At 40.1% G+C, this 23,422-nt stretch carries 18 protein-coding genes; 12 read left to right on the top strand and 6 right to left on the bottom strand.

Features of this window, described 5'->3' with window-relative positions:
* Positions 1 to 79 precede the first annotated feature (79 nt).
* The gene (locus FNZ24_RS04600; protein ID WP_153913260.1) at positions 80 to 2,800 is read right to left on the bottom strand and encodes a TonB-dependent receptor; all 2,721 of its coding nucleotides are present in this window, start codon (positions 2,798 to 2,800) and stop codon (positions 80 to 82) included.
* A 502-nt stretch (positions 2,801 to 3,302) separates the two neighbouring features.
* Between FNZ24_RS04600 and FNZ24_RS04595 the strand changes: the two genes are divergently transcribed.
* The 4 genes from FNZ24_RS04595 to FNZ24_RS04580 all read left to right on the top strand — a co-directional run bounded on the left by FNZ24_RS04595 (position 3,303) and on the right by FNZ24_RS04580 (position 10,245).
* Positions 3,303 to 4,931 carry an alpha-glucosidase family protein gene (locus tag FNZ24_RS04595; RefSeq protein WP_153913258.1) on the top strand — a complete coding sequence of 543 codons (1,629 nt, stop codon included), beginning with the start codon at positions 3,303 to 3,305 and terminating at the stop codon, positions 4,929 to 4,931.
* Positions 4,932 to 5,043: 112 nt separating this feature from the next.
* A complete protein-coding gene (locus tag FNZ24_RS04590; protein ID WP_153913256.1) occupies positions 5,044 to 6,312 on the top strand; it encodes a sugar MFS transporter in 1,269 nt (422 codons plus the stop codon).
* Positions 6,313 to 6,510: 198 nt separating this feature from the next.
* Complete coding sequence (locus FNZ24_RS04585; RefSeq protein ID WP_153913254.1) at positions 6,511 to 7,728, top strand: RsmB/NOP family class I SAM-dependent RNA methyltransferase; 1,218 nt, start codon at positions 6,511 to 6,513, stop codon at positions 7,726 to 7,728.
* A gap of 270 nt (positions 7,729 to 7,998) precedes the next feature.
* Positions 7,999 to 10,245: an EAL domain-containing protein gene (locus FNZ24_RS04580; RefSeq protein WP_153913252.1), complete on the top strand. Its 2,247-nt coding sequence runs from the start codon at positions 7,999 to 8,001 to the stop codon at positions 10,243 to 10,245.
* An 84-nt stretch (positions 10,246 to 10,329) separates the two neighbouring features.
* Here the strand turns inward: FNZ24_RS04580 and FNZ24_RS04575 are convergent, their stop codons facing one another.
* Together FNZ24_RS04575 and ald are read right to left on the bottom strand one after the other, a co-directional pair.
* Positions 10,330 to 10,749: a secondary thiamine-phosphate synthase enzyme YjbQ gene (locus FNZ24_RS04575; protein ID WP_153913250.1), complete on the bottom strand. Its 420-nt coding sequence runs from the start codon at positions 10,747 to 10,749 to the stop codon at positions 10,330 to 10,332.
* Positions 10,750 to 11,188: 439 nt separating this feature from the next.
* The gene (ald, locus tag FNZ24_RS04570) at positions 11,189 to 12,304 is read right to left on the bottom strand and encodes an alanine dehydrogenase (RefSeq protein ID WP_153913248.1); all 1,116 of its coding nucleotides are present in this window, start codon (positions 12,302 to 12,304) and stop codon (positions 11,189 to 11,191) included.
* A gap of 180 nt (positions 12,305 to 12,484) precedes the next feature.
* Between ald and lrp the strand changes: the two genes are divergently transcribed.
* The 8 genes from lrp (at position 12,485) to FNZ24_RS04530 (ending at position 22,277) form a co-directional block, all read left to right on the top strand.
* On the top strand, positions 12,485 to 12,991 hold the full coding sequence (gene lrp / locus FNZ24_RS04565) for a leucine-responsive transcriptional regulator Lrp (RefSeq protein WP_055026025.1): 507 nt from the start codon (positions 12,485 to 12,487) through the stop codon (positions 12,989 to 12,991).
* A gap of 254 nt (positions 12,992 to 13,245) precedes the next feature.
* On the top strand, positions 13,246 to 16,107 hold the full coding sequence (locus FNZ24_RS04560) for a DNA translocase FtsK (RefSeq protein ID WP_153913246.1): 2,862 nt from the start codon (positions 13,246 to 13,248) through the stop codon (positions 16,105 to 16,107).
* Positions 16,108 to 16,183: 76 nt separating this feature from the next.
* Positions 16,184 to 16,822: an outer membrane lipoprotein chaperone LolA gene (lolA, locus tag FNZ24_RS04555; RefSeq protein WP_153913244.1), complete on the top strand. Its 639-nt coding sequence runs from the start codon at positions 16,184 to 16,186 to the stop codon at positions 16,820 to 16,822.
* 6 nt (positions 16,823 to 16,828) lie between these two features.
* Positions 16,829 to 18,160 (top strand): replication-associated recombination protein A, encoded by a 1,332-nt coding sequence (locus FNZ24_RS04550; RefSeq protein ID WP_153913243.1) that lies wholly within the window; start codon positions 16,829 to 16,831, stop codon positions 18,158 to 18,160.
* Positions 18,153 to 18,539: a fluoride efflux transporter CrcB gene (gene crcB, locus FNZ24_RS04545; RefSeq protein WP_416384813.1), complete on the top strand. Its 387-nt coding sequence runs from the start codon at positions 18,153 to 18,155 to the stop codon at positions 18,537 to 18,539. The genes FNZ24_RS04550 and crcB overlap by 8 nt, the downstream gene beginning before the upstream one ends.
* Positions 18,540 to 18,557: 18 nt before the next feature.
* Positions 18,558 to 19,844, top strand: coding sequence for a serine--tRNA ligase (gene serS, locus FNZ24_RS04540; protein WP_153913241.1), 1,287 nt, complete (start codon positions 18,558 to 18,560; stop codon positions 19,842 to 19,844).
* A gap of 181 nt (positions 19,845 to 20,025) precedes the next feature.
* On the top strand, positions 20,026 to 20,730 hold the full coding sequence (locus FNZ24_RS04535; protein ID WP_153913239.1) for a hypothetical protein: 705 nt from the start codon (positions 20,026 to 20,028) through the stop codon (positions 20,728 to 20,730).
* A gap of 380 nt (positions 20,731 to 21,110) precedes the next feature.
* Positions 21,111 to 22,277, top strand: a complete 1,167-nt coding sequence (locus FNZ24_RS04530) for a DcaP family trimeric outer membrane transporter (protein ID WP_153913309.1) — start codon at positions 21,111 to 21,113, stop codon at positions 22,275 to 22,277.
* Between the two features lie 148 nt (positions 22,278 to 22,425).
* On the opposite strand, the gene FNZ24_RS04525 is transcribed toward FNZ24_RS04530, so the two are convergent.
* Genes FNZ24_RS04525 through tusC form a run of 3 tightly spaced genes read right to left on the bottom strand, consistent with a single transcriptional unit; the run spans position 22,426 to position 23,406 of the window.
* A complete protein-coding gene (locus FNZ24_RS04525; protein ID WP_153913237.1) occupies positions 22,426 to 22,764 on the bottom strand; it encodes a TusE/DsrC/DsvC family sulfur relay protein in 339 nt (112 codons plus the stop codon).
* Positions 22,758 to 23,048 carry a sulfurtransferase complex subunit TusB gene (tusB, locus tag FNZ24_RS04520; protein ID WP_153913235.1) on the bottom strand — a complete coding sequence of 97 codons (291 nt, stop codon included), beginning with the start codon at positions 23,046 to 23,048 and terminating at the stop codon, positions 22,758 to 22,760. The genes FNZ24_RS04525 and tusB overlap by 7 nt, the downstream gene beginning before the upstream one ends.
* Position 23,049: 1 nt before the next feature.
* Positions 23,050 to 23,406, bottom strand: coding sequence for a sulfurtransferase complex subunit TusC (gene tusC, locus FNZ24_RS04515; protein ID WP_153913233.1), 357 nt, complete (start codon positions 23,404 to 23,406; stop codon positions 23,050 to 23,052).
* Positions 23,407 to 23,422 lie beyond the last annotated feature (16 nt).

The following is a 23,422-nucleotide window of genomic DNA, read 5'->3' as shown; positions in this document are numbered from 1 at the left end:
GTCATTGCAGTCTCTTAAAAAGAGATAGCATTTTAAACAACTCAGTTCGAGTCATAACTTAGAACTTAGAACTTAGAACTTAGAACTTGTAATTCGCACCTAACATGTAGTTACGACCGTAGTTTTGGTAGTCACGTACATGACGAGCATCATCACCCGTATAAGATGTGAAAGGCTCATTGGTTAAGTTATTCACTTGGAACAATACTGATAAACCGTAAAGAGCATCAATACCACTTTCAGAGAAGTCATAACCCACTTGTGCATCAACTACAGTTTCAGCTTTTACGTTAACATTTTGACGAGTTAAGCTGATTGCGGTGACTTCACCTAAGAAATCACTACGGTAGCGTGAGCTAACACGTGCTTCAAAACCAGAGTTTTCATAGTAAACAGTCGCATTGAACGTTTTCTCTGATAAACCAGGTAATGTAGTAGGGTCACTGTCCGGTGTTTCTTTCACTTCACTGTCGTTGTAAGAGCCACTCATCACAGTACCAAAACCATTCAATACGTCAGCAAATAAGCCAAAGTCTAGTGAGAATGATGCTTCAATACCTTGAACATAACCGCCATCACCATTTTGCGGCTGTGTAACTAAACCGATAGGGTTGTCACCAGGGTTTTGCGGTAAAATAGTGCTGAAGTCAAATGCAGACTGTTGGTCATATACATAGTTTTCTAGGTCTTTGTAGAAAACAGCAATGGCAAAGTAACCTTGATCACTGAAGTAGTTTTCGTAACTGATGTCATATTGACGAGCCATCCAAGGACGAAGCTCTGGATTACCAGCGCCGCCTGACCAGTTAACACCGTCATTTGGGTTTTCATTGTAGCTAAAGTTAACGTTAGCATTCATTTTATCCATACGTGCACGAGTTAAAGTACGTGCAGCAGCAAAACGAAGCATTTGGCCATCAGCAACAGATAAACCTAAGTTGATGCTTGGTAACCATTCAACGTAGTCATCACCTGCAGTGCGGTCAGTCAGTACAACTTCACCATTTTCAACTGTTGCGATAGTACCGTCTGAGCTTTGGTCACTATGTACTGCTTGAAGGCCGATGTTACCTGATAAAGGTAAGTCAAAAATTTCAGTTTCTAAATTTGCCATTACATAAGCAGTTGAGATTTCTTCGTATACACCCCAAGAGTTAGTAGCACGAGATAAATCAACATTGGCTACATCAGTTTCTGTGTAGTTTCCATCATTGTAAAATGCTAAAGAATCGTAACTTAATACATCACCCATACCAAAGAAGTCTAGCGAAGTAGGACTAAGTAAGTACTGATCTGGAACCGTCATAACATAGTTAGGATCAGTGCCATCATAGCCTTTAAGGGTTAGGTAATAACCTTTATCAAGTTTAGTTTTATCACGGTCAGTACGGTTAACACCAAACTCGATGCTACGCATAATGCCTTCATCAAACACATATTCAGCACTTAAACGGAATGACTTTAATTCATCTTCAATTTCAGGCTTGTTAATGAAACCATCTTGAGTATTAGCGCCTAGTGGGCTACCCCAACCAAGTGGATCACCTAATTTGATCACGTTTGGATCTGAATAATCTAAACCGTGAGTAAAGTTATAACCACCATTGCCATTGTAAGCAAAGCCTAAATCATCAACCGCGCCAACACTTGTACCACGGCCTGTACCACTGTAGCTTTCCATACCGATATCAGTACGTTCAGCTTTAGAAAGGGCAATATCAGCTTCAATAGACCAGCTGTCTGATAAGAAGAACTTATTATTCCAACCGACAGATAAAGATTCTGCATCACGCTTGTTAACATCGTTACGAACAACAACTTCAGCGCCTCGAATGACTCCTTCAGTGACTAAACCATCTTCAGTAGTAATCGCTTCAACACCACCATTTGCGCCCCAAGCTGCAGGGATTTCAATACCACGTAAACGTTGGTCATCGGTGAACTTTGAGTAGTAAAGATCAACTGTTGAATGGAAAAAATCATTAGGTGCATATTCAAATACTGCTAATACACCGTCACGCTCAAGTTCACTTGAACGAACAAATGGTTTAGCACCACCAAGTACGCTATCACCAGCATCATTTTCTGGGTAACCCCATGCTTGCCAGCGTTCTTCTTGGTTAGGTGACTGCATACGAGCATAACCTAATGCAATACCAATTGTGTCATCTGCAAATTGGTCAATATAAGAGATGCTGCCACGGTAACCTGTGTCTTCTGAGCCACTGTTTAGTGCGCCAAGGTCATTCATTTCGCCGCGTAAACCAATAGCGAATGTTTGCTCGCCATGTGCTAGTGGGCTAATGGTTTGCATATCAACTGTACCACCAATGGCTTGAGCCATAACTGATGCATCAGGTGTCTTATATACAACTACACGATTTAATAATTCAGAAGGGTATTGGTCAAATTCAACACCACGGTTGTCATTGACTGAAGCCTGCTCGCGACCATTTAACGTTGCAGTCGTAAAGTCAGGACCCATACCACGAATAGAGATGACGTTAGCACGGCCATCAAGACGCTGAGCTGATACACCAGGAAGTCGTGCTAGTGATTCTGCGATACTAACATCCGGTAATTTACCGATGTCTTCTGCTGAAATAGCTTCAACAATTGATGATGAAGACATCTTTAATGATTGAGACTCTTGTAAGCTACGGCGAATACCGGTGACTTTTAGTACTTCAATTGATTCGTCTGCAGTAGCAGCATCTTCAGCTTCAGCTGCGTAACCGTACATACTTGTACTGGCAGCAACCATTGCTAACGTTAGTAAGCTTGGTTTAAATAGCGACATCCATCTTTCCCCTTCTGAATGGCCAGTAGCTCTTATTTGTATAAGGTAGAGCTACTAGATTTCTATTATTTATAATTACAGTCTTTATAGTATTTTTCCTTCAGCTTGCTTAATTGACTGCATAAGCGCTGAGGTTTATTTCCGTTTTGTTGCGGAACAGTGAAGATACTACTCCTAGCTTTCTTTCATCGACAACGTTATGCATACGTATTCAAAGGTTATGCAAGGTAAAAATAGCTGTTTTTTTACTTTTAATTAACATTCAAAAGTCATGTCGACGCTTGCTTAAGTTATTGAATTGTAGCACTTAAGCTGGCTAAAAGTAATTTTGTAAAATCAATTAATTCTTTGCATACGTATGCAGCTCTATTGAACCTGATTTCCATATTCACGTATCCTCGAGTCAATTAAATAATAATGACGACCTGTTACTGGGTCGCAACAAAGAGTTAACTAGGTCAAGGTCGTTTTATAGTTAGTTCTCTATTACAGAGGGTGTGCAATGAGTCAGTTATCATGGTGGCGCGGCGGAGTGATATACCAGGTATATCCACGAAGCTTAATGGATTCTAATGGCGACGGAGTGGGTGATTTACAAGGAATTATTGCAAAACTCGATTACATAGCTAGCTTGAATGTAGATGCTATATGGATTTCTCCTTTCTTTAAGTCACCGATGAAAGATTTTGGTTATGACATCAGTGATTACTTAGATGTCGACCCAATGTTTGGCACAATGAATGACTTTGACGAACTCATTGCTAAAGCCCATCAGCTTAATATTAAAGTGGTTATCGATCAGGTATTAAGTCATACCTCTGACGAGCATGCTTGGTTTAAGCAAAGTAAACTAAGTAGAGATAATGATAAGTCAGATTGGTATGTCTGGGCAGATCCTCAAGAGGATGGTACTGCCCCTAATAATTGGCTTGCGATATTTGGCGGCTGTGCTTGGGAGTGGGAACCACGTCGTCAACAATATTATTTGCATAACTTTCTTAAAAGCCAACCAGATCTTAACTTTCATAATCCAGAAGTTAGACAGGCAGTACTCGATAATGTCGAGTTTTGGCTTAAAAAAGGCGTTGATGGATTTCGCTTAGATGCCATTACATTTTGCTATCACGATGAACAATTACGTGATAATCCGGCAAAGCCTAAAGATCAACGTCAAGGAAGAGGGTTTAGCGAAGATAACCCTTATGCTTACCAATATCATTATTACAACAATACACGACCTCAAACAGTCGGCTTTATTGAAGATTTACGTACATTGATAAATAAGTATCCTGGCGCAGTGACATTAGGTGAAGTGTCATCTGAAGATTCTTTGGCTACGATGGCAGAATATACTCAAGGTGATGATCGCCTACATATGGCGTATAGCTTTGAGTTACTGACTGACGACTTTAGTGCAGCATATATAAGACAAACCGTTGAAGAGCTGGAAGCTAGCATTGGTGATGGCTGGCCTTGTTGGGCAATAGGTAATCATGATGTTCAGCGCGTTGCGACGCGTTGGGGCAAAGGTGAAACGAATCCTGATCTGGTAAAAATGCTTAACGGCTTATTGGGTTCATTGCGCGGCAGTGTTTGTAGTTATCAAGGTGAAGAGCTTGGGTTAACAGAAGCACCAATTGAATTTGAACAATTACAAGATCCTTTCGGTATTACATTTTGGCCAATGTTTAAAGGACGTGATGGCTGTAGAACGCCTATTCCTTGGGTAAAAGATCATCTTCAAGCAGGCTTTAGCGAAGCTAACAAACCTTGGCTACCGATACCTGACGAACATAAAGCTTTATCGGTTGATGCTCAGGAAAATGATACTCATTCTACATTGAATGCCTATCGTCACTTTTTGGCATGGCGCAAACAATACCCAGCATTAGTGGCAGGCGACATTAAATTTATCGATACTGATGAGCCTGTTTTAGCTTTTACACGTCATTTTGAAACTCAAACTTTGTTAGTGGTATTTAACCTGGCAAATACTAATAACCAGTTTGATGTTTCAAAGTTCAATATCAATCAAGTCATCGATAATCATGGCTTAGCAAGCGCTGATCTCGTTAATGGCAGTATGTTAAATCTTGATGGGTTTAATAGCTTTTTTGCCATCATTGACTAAGTTGATATTACAGCAACCTTCGGGTTGCTGTTTTAGTTTATAAGCTTGACTCATTATTCAAGCCGATAACTCAGTATAAGTTTCTTAATACAATAACAAGAGTATCTAAATTATGGCCTCAACAATTTCAAGCGGAACTGCAACCGTCAGCCATTCAGGCGATGGGAAATATCGTTTTGCACTCGTATCGCTCACATCATTATTTTTTATGTGGGGTTTTATTACCTGCTTAAATGACATTTTAATTCCACATTTGAAAGCTGTGTTCTCGCTAAGTTATACCGAAGCGATGTTGATTCAGTTTTGTTTCTTTGGCGCATACTTCTTAGTGTCGTTGCCTGCTGGTAAATTAGTTAAAAAACTTGGCTATCAAAGAGGCATAGTGACCGGACTTGTGATTGCAAGTTTTGGTTGTGCACTGTTTTACCCTGCAGCGGATTTTGCTGTTTATGGCCTGTTTTTAGGGGCGTTATTTGTACTCGCATCAGGCATCACCATCTTGCAAGTTGCAGCTAACCCTTATGTAAATGCGCTCGGTAGCGAAGAGACTGCCTCAAGTCGTCTAAATTTAACCCAAGCTTTTAATGCATTAGGTACTACAGTTGCACCTTATTTTGGCGCAATATTGATTCTATCTGTTGCCAGTGGAGCAGTAGGCGAGCTAAGTCATGCTCAAGCTGAGGCTGAAGTGGTTAAAATGCCATATCTGTTCCTTGCAGCCACATTAGCAGTTCTTGCAATCATTTTTGCCAAGTTAAAACTTCCTGTTATTGAGTCCCATGTTGAGCAAAACTCAACAGGTGAAGTGAGCTATAAAGGTAAAACCAGTGCAACGCAAAGTATGCATCTCGTACTCGGTGCAGTGGGTATATTTGTTTATGTGGGTGCAGAAGTCTCCATTGGTAGTTTCTTAGTTAACTTTTTAGGCGAAGAGCATATCGTTGGACTTAAAGAGGCAGACGCTGCGAAATACATTACCTATTACTGGGGCGGCGCGATGGTAGGGCGCTTTATTGGTTCTGCTGTGATGCAAAAGATCGCAGCTGGTAAAGTGTTGGCATTTAATGGCTTTGTTGCTGCGCTATTAGTATTAATCGCAATGTACACCAGTGGCGAAGTTGCTATGTATGCAATTCTTGCAGTAGGTTTGTTTAATTCTATTATGTTCCCAACTATTTTCAGTTTAGCCCTAAGAGATCTAGGTCCACATACATCTCAAGGCAGTGGCATATTATGTTTAGCCATTGTTGGTGGCGCAATCATTCCGTTACTTCAAGGTGTTATGGCCGATTCAATGGGCATACAACCTGCATTTATTTTGCCTGTAGTATGTTATGCATTTATCGTGTTTTACGGTGCTAAAGGGTCTAAATTACCTTAAAGCATCTGATTTTTGTTACTTGTTAATAATATAAAAGCAGCCATCTGGCTGCTTTTTATATTTCAGGCTTTTATTATATTTTAAATGGCTTTAAGCCTGATAAATCGTAATCAATACTTGCGCTAGAGCAAGTTAGCTCCTATGATCCAAGCGCTTTTTCTGTAATAACTTCTTTTTCTTTACTCTGTGAGATCCCCAATGCTGACTTTCCCACTTTCTGGCAGTTCATCTGAACTGGTAATTGATGTGCTAACCATGGTGTTAACTGATGGTAAACCATTAGATAGAGCATATTCTCACAACTTTTCTGGCATGCAATATCCGCCAGCAGAATTAGCCCGCATAACGACTGTGACAGGTGATATCCTTCGACGTTTAAATCTTTACTGCTATTTAGTTGATATGAAAGCGGATGATATTGAACGTATGGGATCGAAACTTATCAATGGTTGGCATTTATTTCATGAACTTGAATTGCCTAAAATGGAATATGCATTACAGGTTGATGCTGAAGATTTTGCAGCACGAATTGCACAAGCGAAAACACAAGCTGCATTATGGGATGGCTGTCCTGAGTGGTTAGATACTTTAGGTGCTGAGCAATTAGGTGACAAATGGCCAGCTGAGCGTGCTGCGTTAACAGCTGTTCCAAAACGATATATTCGTGCTAACTCGCTTAAAGGAACTAGGGATGAGTTAAAGCAACGTTTAACCAAAGAGTTAGTTGCTACAGCTGAAGTTGAAGGGGTAGAAAGCGCCCTTGAAGTACGTTCAGACTCAGCGCTATTTAAAACATCTGCGTTCAAAGAAGGTTTTTTTGAACAGCAAGATGCAGGATCGCAACTTGTTGCCGCAGCAGTAGACGCTAAACCTGGTATGCGAGTTGTTGATGCTTGTGCAGGTGCTGGTGGCAAAACCCTTCATATTGCTGCGCAAATGAAAGGCAAAGGTCGCTTACTTGCCATGGATGTTGAGCAGTGGAAATTAGATAATCTTAAATCACGTGCTCGTAGAGCGGGCGCTCATAATGTTGAGACTCGCATCATCGCTAGCAGTAAAACCATTAAGCGTTTGAAGCTCACAGCAGATCGTGTTCTGTTAGATGTACCGTGTTCTGGTTTAGGTGTACTTAAACGCAATCCTGATTCGAAATGGCGCGATACTCCTGAACGTTTGCCTGTATTAATCGAATTACAGAAAGACATTCTACAAAGCTATAGCCGTATGGTGAAAGTCGGTGGGATGTTAGTGTATGCGACGTGTTCAATTATGCCTGACGAGAACCGTAATCAAGTAGATGCGTTTATTGCAGCCAATCCTCATTTTAAATTAATTGATGATGAAGAGATTCTTGTTTCAGAACATGGATTTGATGGTTTTTATTTAGCTCGAATGGAGCGTGTTAGCGAAGCGTAAATTCAATTGTTTTAAAATAAAACAAGTACTAAAAGCAGTATTGTCAGCAGACAATACTGCTTTTTTACTTTATGTAGCATATAAAGTCGTAGATTTTAATTTGGTTAGGTGAAACATAGGTTTGAAAAACTTACCTATAAAATACTTGTTAAAGAGGTGTAGGGGGTTTGTTGATTTTGTCTTGGAATATGCATAATCTTCTCATATAGAGCATAGAAAAATAAAACTGTCATAAACAGTGATAGACGAGATTAAAATTGTAGGAGCTATATGGATAGCGCGCAGTATAAAAGCACAAACACTGAAAGTTTTGCTGTGTTAACTCACCGCTCATCAAGCATTGAACGCTATAGTACAATTTTATCTATGGTTCTTTCAGGTTCGCCACTTCGAGAAATTCTTCATTCATTAGTCCTTTCCATTGAAGCACAAAAAATAGGTACTAAAGCCTCTGTCTTATTACTCAGTAATGATAAAAAACGACTACTTAATGGTGCAGCTCCAAGCCTTCCAGAAGAATACAATCAAGCTATCCATGGCGTAGAAATAGGACCCGACGTTGGTTCTTGTGGCGCAGCAGCTGCAACAGGTAAACGAATAATTGTTGAAGATATTGAAACCCATCCCAATTGGGCTGCTTACAAAGAGTTACCCCTTAAAGCAGGATTAAAAGCGTGTTGGTCTGAACCTATTATTGATTCACATGGTGAAGTGCTGGGCACATTCGCTATGTATTATGATACTAAAAAGTCTCCGTCTGATTTAGATCTTGAACTGATCCAAGAGGCCGCTAAGTTAGGCAGTTTAGCAATTGAACGTAGTCAGGCACTACATCTTCAAAGGTTAACTAGCCGAATATTCAGCAAGTTACCCATGGGTTTGGTTATTACCACAGATACCCATTCACTTTTACTTGTAAACCCTATGTTCAAAACGATTACCCGCGACTTTACTGCTGAACAGTCAGTATTTGAACCTGAAGCTTTCTTCGAGCAATCTGACGAGAAATCATTAAGCTCGATGCTAAAAAGCTTAGCCAAAGGGAAAACCTGGCAAGGCGAATTAATTGGCTACAAGCGAAATGGCCAGACTTTTGATGCTGAAGTCACAGTGACTACGTTTAGAGATTATCATGGCGAGCAAAATTGCTTTTCTTGGCTGATTACCGATATTAGCGAACATAAAAGTGCCAATAAGTTAATCCATTTTCAAGCAAACAATGATGCGTTAACGAGTTTAGCTAATCGCCGTTGTTTTTTAGATAAAATTTATGATTACGTTTGGCAACATGAACGTACTAAGCAACAAGATATTGCTTGTAGCGTATTACTGATGGACATTGATAACTTTAAACTGATTAATGATAGTTTAGGTCACGAAAACGGTGACGTATTACTTAAAGAAGTTGCGGACCGAATTAGCTTAATCTCACCACAAAATAGTTTATTAGCCAGGATTGCAGGGGATGAGTTTGGAATATTCATACCTGGCAAGATTTCAGAACGCGAACTGATTTCATTGGCAAAAGAGATTAATCAAGCGGTGGCAGATGTGGTGGTTATCGAGCAACAACATGTTCACCCATCTATGAGTATTGGTATATCTCGTTATCCTGATGATTCTACCATCGTTGAATCTTTGATTAATTTTGCTGGCCAAGCAATGTACGACGTAAAACTTAAAGGTCGAAATAACTATCAGTTTTTTAATAAAACGATGCAAAAGAATGCTGAGAGAACGGCTTATTTGCAAATGGAGTTAAGTAAAGCGTTAAACAAAGAAGCATTTGAACTTTACTATCAACCCATAATTTCTATCGACTCAACAAAAATTGAAAAAGCTGAAATTTTGCTGCGCTGGCAACTCAACGGTGAGTTTATCTCCCCTGAAGAGTTTATTCCGATAGCTGAGCAGTCTGGGCTAATTGTACCTATTGGCAAATGGGTAAGAAAACAAGCGTTAGAGATCATTGCAGAACATTGGAATCAAGGTAAACCTATTGCGTTATCTGTCAATGTTTCTACTTGTGAGTTTTTAACTGATGAACTGCAAAAACAGTTTCTGTCTTCATTTGAAGAGTTTTTGGACGAGCAATCTTTAACAGATTTTCCGTTTGAATTGCTAACGCTCGAAATAACTGAGTCGTTGATGATGGATCAACATCAAAATATTGAAAACCTACTTAATCAACTCAGAGAGTGGGGCATTAAAATTTCGGTTGATGATTTTGGTACTGGCTACTCATCATTATCTTATCTAGCCAACTTTCCTGTCGATCAAATTAAAATCGATAAAGCTTTCATTCAAAAGATAGAACAAGGGCCCCGACATAAAGCATTAGTAGAGGCCATTGCCAGTATGAGTAATGCGCTTGAACTTTCGGTCACAGCTGAAGGTGTAGAGACTAAAGCGCAGCTAGATTTTGTCAAAAGCAATCATGTTGATGCTATACAAGGTTATTTTTTCTATAAGCCAATGCCAAAAAACGCTTTTTATGACTTACTTGAATCTCAATGAGGCTAGCTATTAACTGTTAATGATTGCGCTAAGCGAAATGATGACTGCTTAATTGATTCTAACGAGAACAAGAATGGCAAGCCATCATTCACCTTGAATGGTAATTAACACTCGTCTACTACCACCGTGATTTCTATGTTCGCCAAGATAGATCCCTTGCCACGTTCCCACAGCTAATTGACCTTGATTAATCGGAATTGACAACTCACATCCCAATAAGCTTGATTTCAAATGTGCTGGCATATCATCGCTACCCTCATAGGTATGTACATAATAAGGCTCATTTTCAGCAGCTGTTCGATTAAAATAGGATTCAAAATCTTGCCTAACACTTGGATCAGCATTTTCGTTAATGGTGATAGAGGCCGATGTATGTTGTAAAAATACATGCATGATGCCGACCGAGAAATTAGCTAATTCAGGAATTTGTTGTAGGATTTCATCAGTGATTAAATGAAAACCACGCGACCGAGCTTGTAAACTGATTTGTTTTTGAAACCACATTTTAAGTCACTTCTTAATATGAAAATATTAGCTAGATTGTAGAGATTTTTCGCTTTTTTACCAATAGTCAAAAACACTGCTTTAAAAAAATTAAATAGAATAAAACCCTATTGCAAAGCATGAGTGTTATTTTGATAACAAATTCTGTTTGTTTTTAACTGAAAGCTATACTGAGTGAGGGCTGTAGAGGAGCGACTTGAAATAATGTTTATTATTCAAATTTTTTAACTAATCATTCAAATTGCTTAAAATGCTGATTGGTTAACCCTGAATTTTAAGCAAACGCGTGTAAGCTGGTTGTAAAACGAACGATTGATGCAAAGTGTTACATTTAAAGTGGAGTAAATAAAAGCCAGTTTTGACGATTTTTGTACATAAAAAAACCGCTCCAAGAGCGGTTTTTAATCAAATTATGATTCAAATAATGCGAGATAAGCAATTAGCCAAGCATGATTTTAGGTTCAGTGAACTCAAGTTCTAACGCTTCTGCCACTTCTTTACATACTAATTTGCCATGGATAACGTTGAGGCCATTTAGTAAGTGTTGATCAGCAAGTAGCGCCTTTTTGTAACCAAGGTTAGCAAGCTTTAGGATGTACGGTAGCGTTGCATTGTTAAGCGCAAAGGTAGATGTACGAGCTACAGCACCAGGCATGTTCGCTACACAGTAGTGAACAACGTCATCAACAATATACGTTGGCTCTTGGTGAGTTGTTGCGTAAGAAGTCTCTACACAGCCACCTTGGTCAATTGCTACATCGACAATTGCACTGCCTGGTTTCATACGTGCAATCATGTCACGCGTAACTAGCTTAGGTGCTGCAGCGCCTGGTACAAGTACTCCACCAATAACTAAGTCAGCATCAATAACATGACGTTCAATAGCATCAGCAGTTGAGTAAATTGCTTTAACTGAAGAACCAAACTGAACGTTTAAACGACGCAATGCATCGATGCTACGGTCAAGTACAACCACATCAGCGCCCATGCCTACAGCCATTTGTGCAGCATTAGTACCAACCATACCACCGCCAATGATAACCACTTTAGCTGGCTCAACACCTGGCACACCGCCAAGTAACATGCCACGTCCGCCTAATGACTTTTCAAGGGCGCGAGCACCTGCTTGAATAGACATGCGCCCAGCGACTTCTGACATAGGTGCTAATAAAGGAAGGCCACCACGGTCATCTGTTACAGTTTCATAAGCGATACAGACTGATTTACTTTTGATTAAGTCTTCAGTTTGCGGCATATCAGGGGCTAAATGCAGGTACGTAAATAGGATTTGATCTTCACGAAGCATAGCGCGCTCAATGGCTTGAGGCTCTTTCACTTTCACAATCATGTCTGATTGTGCAAACACTTCTGCAGCTGTTTCTAAAATAGAAGCACCAGCGTCAATATAATCTTGATTGGTAAAGCCAATGCCAATACCAGCATCAGATTGTACGAATACATCATGGCCTTTAATCGTTAATTCGCGAACGCTTGAAGGAACCATACCTACACGGTACTCGTGGTTTTTGATTTCAGTAGGGATACCAATAATCATTTTGTGCCTCTATTTAATCAGTTGTCGTTGTTGACAATTCAATTGTTATTATAATCGGTCGCCTGATACGTGCTTATTTCAGGGAAGTCTAGTATAGTGCCCAAGACGCAGTTTATGCTGCTAAACTTTACACATTAAAAGATGAATATGTTGTTTTTGTGCTAAAGCAAGGTTAATAATATGGCAAATAATAAGAAAAATTCTGTAAAAGATTTAGATCGGATTGACCGTAATATCCTCAATGAACTTCAAGTTGATGGTCGCATATCAAACGTGGAGTTATCGAAAAGAGTGGGGCTTAGTCCTACTCCTTGTTTAGAGCGAGTTAAGCGTCTCGAGAAACAAGGTTACATTAATGGCTACACTGCATTAGTTAACCCTCATTATCTTGGTGCATCTTTACTTGTGTTTGTGGAAATCACGTTGACACGCGATACGCCAGATATTTTTGAGCGCTTCAACAAAGCCGTTCAGTTACTCGATGATATTCAAGAATGTCATTTAGTTTCTGGTGACTTTGATTATCTATTGAAGACTCGCGTATCTGATATGTCGGCATATCGTCGTTTATTAGGTGAGACACTACTTAAGTTGCCATCAGTTTCTGATACTCGTACTTATGTGGTCATGGAAGAAGTCAAACAAACTAATAAAGTCGCATTAAATTTATTAGCGGATAGCTACTAAACTTTCTGACCAATAAAAATAAAGGGCATCGCCCTTTATTTTTTTGCCTAAATTTCACTTCAAGCTCCAAATCCCCGCTTTATTGATGCAAAAATAGCCTAATAATAAATGGGAAATTAATTTTTGGTTAAGCTGCCATCTATCTGAAAACATTAGGTTGAGCTTGTCTTCTTAGCATTGCATAATCACTGCAACATCAGTGATATTCTGTTATTGTTATCATTCTTATTTAATTCTTATTCGGGTGTTTTCGTTTGTCTCAGGGAAATAGTCTTCAAACACTTAGTGGCCTTCAACGTCTTCTAGAAGGTGGATTGATCATTTGTTGCATGACAGCAACTTACATTCTTCTTGCACTCAGCAGCTTTGATCCTAGCGATCCGGGTTGGAGTCAGTCTCATTTTCAAGGTGAAATTAATAATCTCACTGGCGCAGTGGGAGCTTGGACTGCTGACGTGTTATTTTATTTCTTTGGTTTTATCGCCTACCTTATTCCTGTCATCATTGCGGCAACCGGCTGGTTTATTTTTAACCGCACTCATAAGTTATTTGAAATCGATTACTTTTCTGTAGGACTAAGGATCATCGGCTTTATGTTGATGGTATTAGCACTGGCAGCTTTAGCTAGCATGAATGCAGACGATATGTATGTGTTTTCAGCGGGCGGGGTAGCAGGCGATGTCATTGGCCAAGCCATGTTGCCATACTTTAATAATCTCGGAACCACACTATTACTGCTATGCTTTATTGGCGCCGGCTTTACTTTAACTACAGGTATTAGTTGGTTAACTGTCATTGAAGCGACAGGTTACGGCACTATTTGGTGCGTTAAAAAGCTCATTAGTTTACCGAGTTATTTTGCAGGCGATAAGGAAACTGAAGACACCCGCGGCTTTATGTCAGTAGTCGATAAGTTTAAACAAGGCCGTGATAAAACCAATGAAGAGCAAGATACTGAAGTTGATGATGCTATTCACGTTCATTCAGTAGACGCTCAAGTTGACGATCAAACCGTTGCAAGAACTTATGGTGGCAAGCTAGAACCACAATTTGATAGTGCTAATAGTAGTTCTGATGACGGTTCAAATGAAATTGATGAAGATGATTACCAACAAGAACCAGTAAAACAATCAATGTTTGCTCGGATGAAATCTAAGATTATTCCAAGTCGAGATAATTCAGAAGAATATCAAGATGATCAAATAGACAACGACCAAGCACACTTGGAAGTCACAACAGGTAGAGTAGAGCCACAAGTTAGTGTGGATGCTAATAGCGATACTAAGGCGATTAATATTAACGCCAATGTTGATGATTCAAATGAGCCTTGGCTTGCTTCTGGTGATGCACCAGCTGTTGATTTAACCCATGCAAACCAAGCTAGTTCTGATAATAACAATGCTGATGCTATTGATTTTGGCGATGAGTTTGAGCGCACTACATCAATTGGTGCAACTGTTATGGCTGCAGCAGTTAAAAATCAGCAAGGTGATGAGCAGCAAAATCAACCCGCTGCGCAGGTTGACGGCAATCCTACTGATAAGCCTTATATCGCAGAAGGTGTGGTAATCATTCCAGGTCAAGAGCCGCAGGTTGTTATGAGCCAACCTCGGGTAGCAATGCCACCTTTACCGAGTATTACTTTACTTGATGTACCAGATCGTAAAGAAAACCCAATCACAAAAGATGAGTTGGATATCGTTGCTCGCTTAGTGGAAACCAAGTTAGCTGACTTTAATATTGTCGCTAATGTAGTTGGTGTGTTCCCAGGCCCTGTAGTCACTCGCTTTGAGCTTGAATTAGCACCAGGAGTCAAAGCTTCGAAAATTACCAACCTCTCAAAAGATTTAGCCCGTTCATTATTGGCTGAAAGTGTACGTGTAGTTGAAGTCATCCCGGGTAAAGCTTATGTCGGCCTAGAGTTACCGAATAAGTTCCGTGAAACCGTGTTCATGCGTGATGTGTTAGATAGCAAAACCTTCGAAGAAAGCCAGTCTAATCTATCAATGGTGCTTGGAGAGGATATCGCAGGCGATCCCGTTGTTGTCGATTTAGGTAAAATGCCGCATCTACTTGTTGCCGGTACAACAGGCTCAGGTAAGTCGGTTGGTGTGAATGTTATGATCACCAGTATCTTGTACAAATCTGGCCCAGAAGATGTTCGTTTCATCATGATTGACCCGAAAATGCTAGAGCTTTCAGTGTATGAAGGCATTCCGCATTTATTGTGTGAAGTTGTGACCGATATGAAAGAAGCGGCTAATGCACTTCGTTGGTGTGTGGGCGAAATGGAACGTCGATATAAGCTGATGTCTGCGCTTGGTGTACGTAACCTTAAAGGCTATAACACCAAAATAAAATTGGCCAAAGAAGCAGGTACACCGATTGTGGACCCACTTTGGAAATCATCTGAAAGCATGGATGAGCAAGCGCCTGAATTAGATAAATTACCTTCGATTGTTGTAGTGGTTGATGAATTTGCTGACATGATTATGATTGTCGGCAAGAAAGTAGAAGAGCTAATTGCCCGTATTGCGCAAAAAGCACGTGCAGCTGGTATCCATTTAATCTTAGCGACTCAGCGTCCATCGGTCGATGTGATTACCGGTTTGATTAAAGCTAACGTACCGACTCGTATTGCATTCCAAGTATCTTCACGTATCGATTCACGTACCATTTTAGATCAACAAGGTGCTGAAACCTTATTAGGCATGGGTGATATGCTTTACTTGCCACCGGGTACCAGTGTACCTATTCGTGTCCATGGCGCCTTCATCGATGATCATGAAGTACATAAAGTCGTTGCTGATTGGCATGCCCGTGGAAAACCTCAGTATGTTGAAGAAATTCTAAATGGCGTCAGTGATGGTGAGCAAGTCCTGTTACCTGGTGAAACGGCCGAAACTGATGACGATACTGACCAGTTATACGATGAGGCAGTTGCTTTTGTCACTGAAACCCGCAGAGGTTCAATTTCTAGCGTGCAGCGTAAGTTTAAAATTGGTTATAACCGTGCAGCTCGCATTATTGAAATGATGGAATCTCAAGGGATTGTTAGTAGCCAAGGTCACAATGGTAATCGTGAAGTATTAGCACCGCCACCACCTCGTGGCTAGAATGTTTGTTATCGTTATTAGATACAATGATTAGTTGCCTTAAATCCGCTAACTGAATTAAGTAGTAGGTAGAAAAATGAAAAAATGTGTTGGTTTATTATCAATGTTAGCCGTGTTGCTAACAGCCCCTGCTCAAGCTGATGACTCAAGTGAACTACGTGGAAAGCTAGCGTCTCTTGATTCATTAAAAGCAGACTTTAGCCAAACGGTTACTGATATAAACAATAAAGTAATTCAATCTGGTGAAGGTGTTTTTGCACTCGCTTATCCAAATAAATTTTATTGGCATCTCACCCAACCTGACGAGTCACTTATTGTTGCTGATGGTAAAGATCTATGGATTTTTAATCCGTTTGCTGAAGAAGTGACTGTGATGGATTTCGCAGATGCAGTTGAGGCATCGCCAATAGCATTACTAGTACATAGAGATGAAGCAACGTGGGCGCAGTACCATGTGACCCAAGTAAAACCTGAGTCGGGTAAAGCATGTTACTTAATTAAGCCTAAGTCTCTTGAAAGCAGTGTTGTCACCGTGAACGTTTGTTTTGATGCGACTCAATTGACTGACTTTAACTTACTCGATGAACAAGGTAATCACAGCCAGTTTGTGTTAACAAATCAAACAAGCGTGGCTGAAGATGAGCAAACCTTGTTTAATTTTGTTGTTCCAGCCTATGTTGATATTGATGATCAACGTAGCAACGCTGTCCAGTAGGTTACTGTGTCTAATTTAGGTTTTGATTTTGCCCCTGATTTTCGTCCTTTAGCCGCTAGAATGCGACCGAGGGAGATAAATGAATACGTCGGTCAAAGTCATTTACTGGGTGAAGGACAACCTTTAAGACAAGCATTAGAAGCCAATAGAGCTCACTCGATGCTGCTTTGGGGGCCTCCGGGTACAGGTAAGACGACATTAGCCGAATTAGTTGCTCACTATGCTAACGCCCATGTAGAACGCATATCTGCAGTGACATCTGGGGTTAAAGAAATTCGTGCGGCCATTGAACAAGCCAAGGCTGTCGCTCAGAGCCGCGGCCAACGTACCTTGTTGTTTGTTGACGAAGTGCATCGGTTTAATAAAAGCCAACAAGATGCATTTTTGCCATTTATCGAAGATGGCACGGTGATTTTTGTTGGAGCCACCACAGAAAACCCTTCGTTTGAACTTAATAATGCCTTATTGTCACGAGCAAGGGTGTATCTCATTAATCGCCTAGACGGTGATGATATTGCTCAAATTATCAATCAAGCATTAACTGACACTGAACGTGGTTTTGGGAAACGCAATTTCACTATGCCAGATGATGTTATGCAGCAATTAGCTGCCACATCAGATGGCGACGCACGTAAAGCGCTTAACTTATTAGAGTTAATGAGTGACTTGGTCAGTGATAATGATAGCTTTACCCAAGAAATGCTCACTCAAGTCGCTGGTCATCAAATGGCGGCTTACGATAAAAATGGCGATCAATTTTACGATTTAATATCTGCAGTGCACAAATCTGTACGTGGTTCATCGCCTGATGCTGCTTTGTATTGGTATTGCCGAATTTTAGAAGGCGGCGGCGATCCTTTGTATGTTGCAAGGCGTCTTCTTGCGATCGCTTCAGAAGATATAGGTAATGCCGACCCTACAGCAATGAACATCGCGCTCAACGCTTGGGATTGTTTTCACCGAGTTGGACCTGCAGAAGGTGAACGTGCCATTGCACAAGCCATTGTTTATTTAGCCAGTGCACCAAAAAGTAATGCTGTTTATACCGCTTTTAAAGCCGCACGAGCATTAGCAAAAGAAACGGGCCACGAGTCGGTGCCTGATCATCTTCGTAATGCGCCAACACAGTTAATGAAAAACATGGGGCTTGGCGCTGAATATCGTTATGCTCATGATGAACCAGGTGCTTATGCACCTGGAGAAAATTATTTTCCAGAAACACTGCAGCAAAGTCAGTTTTATTATCCTACCGATCGAGGATTTGAAAAGCGGATTAAGGATAAACTAACTCATTTAGCTGAACTTGACAGAACAAGTGAGGTAAAACGCTATGATTAGCTTGACCAATATCATGTTTGTGGCGCTTGGTGGTTCAATTGGTGCAGTTTTTCGCTATGTTATTTCAATTTTAATGCTTCAGCTATTTGGAAGCAGTTTCCCTTTTGGTACACTGTTGGTCAATATATTGGGATCTTTCTTGATGGGCATTGTTTATGCCATCGGTCTCGAAACAAGTCACCTTAGTCCTGAAGTAAAAGCCATGGTTGGCGTCGGGCTGTTAGGGGCTTTAACGACCTTTTCGACTTTTTCCAATGAAACATTATTGCTGATGCAAGAAGGACTCTTTGTAAAAGCAATTCTCAATGTGTTGTTGAATGTCATCCTATGTATATTCATGGTGTATGTCGGCCAGCAGCTAGTATTTTCTCGCATTTAACTATTAAGAATATAAAACATGTTAGATCCAAAATTTTTGCGTAACGAACTTGAAGTCACAGCTGAGCTTTTAGCTAAACGTGGCTTTATCCTTGATGTTAGCCATCTTACTGCTTTAGAAGAAAAGCGTAAGTCGCTACAAGTGGAAACAGAAGAATTACAAGCATCCCGTAATGCAATCTCTAAATCCATCGGTCAAGCTAAGTCTCGTGGCGAAGATGTCAGTGAAATCATGGCTAAAGTAGGGGATTTAGGTTCTCAACTGGATGCGAAGAAAACTGAACTAGCAGAGTTATTAGCTGAGTTAAATGGTATCGCAATGAGCATGCCTAACTTACCTGATGAAGCTGTGCCTAGTGGTGCTGATGAAAATGACAACGTTGAAGTTCGCACTTGGGGCGAGCCTACAAAATTTGATTTTGAAATTAAAGATCATTTAGATCTTGGCGAAGGCTTAGACGGCTTAGATTTCAAAAGCGCAGTAAAAATTACTGGTTCACGTTTCATCGTGATGAAAGGCCAAGTTGCACGCTTAACCCGTGCTGTTGGTCAATACATGTTAGATCTTCATACAGAAGAGCACGGTTACACTGAAATGTACGTGCCTTTGCTTGTGAACGAAGAAAGCTTATTAGGTACAGGTCAGTTACCCAAGTTTGGTGAAGATTTATTCCACACCAAGCCTGCGACTGAAGAAGGTCAAGGTTTAAGCTTAATTCCAACAGCAGAAGTGCCATTAACGAATACGGTTCGTGACACGATTGTTGAAGAAGCTAATTTGCCACTTAAAATGACAGCACTAACGTCTTGTTTCCGTAGTGAAGCAGGTTCGTACGGTCGTGATACTCGTGGTCTAATTCGTCAGCATCAGTTTGATAAAGTAGAACTTGTGCAAATTGTTAAGCCAGAAGACTCAATGGCTGCGCTTGAAGAGTTAACAGGCCATGCTGAAAAAGTACTCCAAGGTCTAGGTCTTCCATACCGTACAATGATTTTATGTACAGGTGATATGGGATTCGGTGCTGCTAAAACTTATGACTTAGAAGTGTGGTTGCCAGCGCAAAATACTTACCGTGAAATCTCTTCTTGTTCTAACATGAAAGACTTCCAAGCACGTCGTATGCAAGCTCGCTACCGTGGTGTTAATGATAAAAAGCCAACGCTTTTACATACACTTAATGGTTCTGGTTTAGCTGTGGGTCGTACCGTGGTAGCTATTTTAGAAAACTACCAAAATGCAGATGGTTCAATTACAGTTCCAGAAGTACTACGTCCTTATATGCGTGGCCTAGAAAAAATCGGTTAAACCTATCCGTTTTATTTCTTTGCAAAAAAACCAAACAATTTGTTTGGTTTTTTTATGCCTGCTGTAACCTGATATAATTCTTATTCAGTTGTAAAAAGCTAATGTATACAAGCCAAAATTTACAAGCGAAAGTTTACAAACCAAAATTCAATAATTATCCTAAGTTTAAAGCCTAAATAAGATGTTAGAAATAGAGTACTCAATCAATGAGTTAACCACATTAATGTACGTTGAAAATTCCCATGACTTTTGTTTTACAGATAAGCAATGGATTACAGCTTCAAAGCTTAAAGTAGGTGATGAAATTATTGCGCGTAGTGGGGCTGTTGCTGTCATTGTCACTATCAATGCAGTAGATACACGCCATCCTGATCCGCAGCTTGTGAGTAAACTACGTGATGTGAAACTTAGCCATAACCATCACTTCTTTGTGACCAAAAAACCAAGTTCGGCTTTAGATGTAAGTTGTGAGCAAGCACCGTCAGAACCCCTTGAACTCATACCCTATGAACTTGCTAATAAACCCTCTTATTTCCCTAATGGTGAACCAACAGGCCATCATAGTGGGCCATGGGTTGCTGCGAAATATATAGATGATACAGGTGTTGAAACTATCGGCTGGGGGAGAGCTGATGATAGCCAGTGTGCTGAAGATGCTGCGGTGTCAGATTTAAAGTCAAAAATTGCTATGCCAGCGTTACTTAACCGAAATAATGTGACCATATCGCATGCCTATATTCGAAAGTATTCAAAACGTGGTCGATTGATCAATACCATGAGTCCATGCTCTCATTGCCGTGAAAATTACGGGGAGGCGCTTAATGATAAAAGGGTAGGTGAAAGTAATTTGATCAAGTCTGGTCGTGAATATTTACCTGACTACTAATTGGGATAAGTTATATATCAACTCTGTCTAATAACCCAAAGACTAAGCTTCATACTAAAGTTAACTATTAACACAAAGACTAACATGCACACTAAAGTTAACAATCAACACAAAGGCTAGCTAACCACGCTAAAGCTATAAAGATGTCGTTCACAATTTGGACTTAGCGCCAAAATTTCTTGTTTATCACTAAAATCCAAAATATCTAACACGCATTTAACTTTTTGGTCGCAAACGCGTAATTTGTCTTAAACCACCTTGTAACTCTCGTTTTGGAATCAATTCTAAAACTATGATTTTGTTATTCAAATAACAAGGGTGATGAAATGAAAAATTCTCTAATTTCTGCAAATAAAAATACAATTAATAATCCTTTCATACTGAGAAAAAAGCAATTGAGTTTAATCGGGATCATGGTTGCCTCTGCGTTTAGCTCAACCTGTGTTAATGCATCAGTTCTTGATGACACAGACATGCAATTCGGCGGATATATTAAAGTCGATACCATGTTTAGTGATTATAGTAATGGTGCGCCTGATTCTGGTCATATTTCCAGACAGTTTTATGTGCCAGGAACCATTTACGGTGTCGATGGTAATAGTGAACAAGTAGTCGATTTTCAGGCAAGGGAGACACGATTTAACTTTAAAACAGTGACTGATATGGATGGCCATAAACTTACAGGTTACATTGAACTTGATTTTATGACCCATGCTGATGGTAATGAGCGAGTGTCAAACAGTTATTCACCTCGTATTCGACATGCCTTTATAAGCTATGACAACTGGACATTCGGCCAAACCTGGACAACCTTCCAAAACCCTTCAGCTTTACCTGAGAATTTAGACTTTGTCGGCGCAGCAGAAGGTACTCCTTTTGTCCGTCAGGCTCAAATCCGATATACCAATGGTGGTTTTCAGTTTTCAATTGAAAACCCAGAAACGACCTTGAACAAAAATCAAAGCGCAACTCGAATAGTCAGTGGTAGTGGTATGGTGCCTGACTTTGTTGCACGCTATAACATTAAAACGGAAGGTGGTGCTAAGTTGTCTGTTGCAGCTTTAGCAAGACAATTAAATGTCGACTCGACTTATGATGATATTCAGCTCGACTCTAACGCACTAGGTTACGGTGTTAGCTTCAGTGGTATTTTGCCCGTTGGCAAAGATGACATTAAATTCAGTGCAACTTACGGTGAGGGACTTGGACGTTACATGGCACTTAATTATGTCAACGCCGGTGTTCTCGATAGCAACGGGGAAATTGGAGCAATAAGTTCAATTGGTGGTTATATCGCTTATCGCCATTGGTGGAACGATAAGTGGCGTAGCAGCATAACAGCTTCAGCGTTCAGTGCTGATAATGATGTAGATTTAACTGGAGACAACGTTAATAAAGACTCTTATTCAGGCTATGTCAACTTACTCTATTCTCCAATTAAGCCTTTAACATTTGGTGTTGAGTATATGTATGCGAAAAACAGTAAAGAAAATGATATAGAAGGAGAACTTAATCGAGTCATGTTTTCTGCTAAATACGTTCTTTAACTGGTGCTTAAACGCAAAAACTAACATCACTATTACTAACAGTAACTTTAAGTTCGGTGGTTACTGTTAGCGCAACTGTTCACTACATAGTATTTTATCAACAAAAAGGAGACTGAACGTCTCCTTTTAAGCTTTTAAAGTACCCATTTTAGATACATTTTGCTGGTTTAGGCAGTCCAGCAATTTTAGTCGCTTGTTTGGCAGGACCGACAGGGAATAAGGTATAAAGGTATTTAGAGTTGCCTTTATCTGCCCCTAAAGACTGGCCTATCGCTTTAACAAGAACTCTGATCGCAGGGCTTGTTTTATATTCTAAATAAAAATCGCGAACGAAATTGATGACTTCCCAATGCTGCTCTGTCAGTACAATGTCTTCGGTTTGCGCGAGCACAGGCGCCATATCGGCTTGCCAATCAGTGTAATTTTTTAAATAGCCTTTAGCATCTATTTCTATCTGTTGGCCATTAAAGTCAAATGAATCTACCAAGTGATCACCTTAGTGTGTTGCAGTGTAGCGAGAACGAACTGGTCATAATCTATGACTGAAATATTAGCAGACTGAGGTAAGCGATGACTTAACCCCCTTGCTTCAATATCTTCAATCAGTACGTAAAGCTTGTAATTAGATAAACGTTGCTGCCATTGTTTATCGAGTAAACAATTAAGCGCATCGTCAGTAAGTAAGATGCTGTCTGAGTCGTCAATGAAGCGCAAGCAGCAATTGAGCGCGTTATCGACAGTGGCAGAGGTTTGTACCTGATGTAAAATCATATTAGTAAACCACCACTTCATTGGCGTCTTGAATTAATTGCTGAATTTGGGTGGTCGATGCCATGTTGGCTTCGAAATTAAATTCATTTGATGATATGCCAAATCGCTTTGCTGAATCCTGGCACACAAGTACTGTTTCAATGTCGTATAAGCTCAATGCCTTAAACGTTGATAGGTAGTCTTTGCTGCCAACTAATTCTGGTTGTTGACCTGCCAACAAATGCAGCACTGCTTCATCAGTAAATACCACACTGACTTCCTGCTCAAAACTTGCGCTTAACATGGCAAAATCTAAGCCTTCACGACTAGAAGTCTTGCCTGTTGGACTGTGTCTGAATATGACGCAGATTTTTTTCATCGTATTAAACCTTTTT

The sequence above is a fragment of the Shewanella sp. TC10 genome, assembly GCF_009663145.1.
In the GTDB taxonomy this organism is placed as follows: domain Bacteria; phylum Pseudomonadota; class Gammaproteobacteria; order Enterobacterales; family Shewanellaceae; genus Shewanella.
Note: the sequence above shows the minus strand (reverse complement) of the source record. Positions and strands in the feature narration are given on the sequence as shown.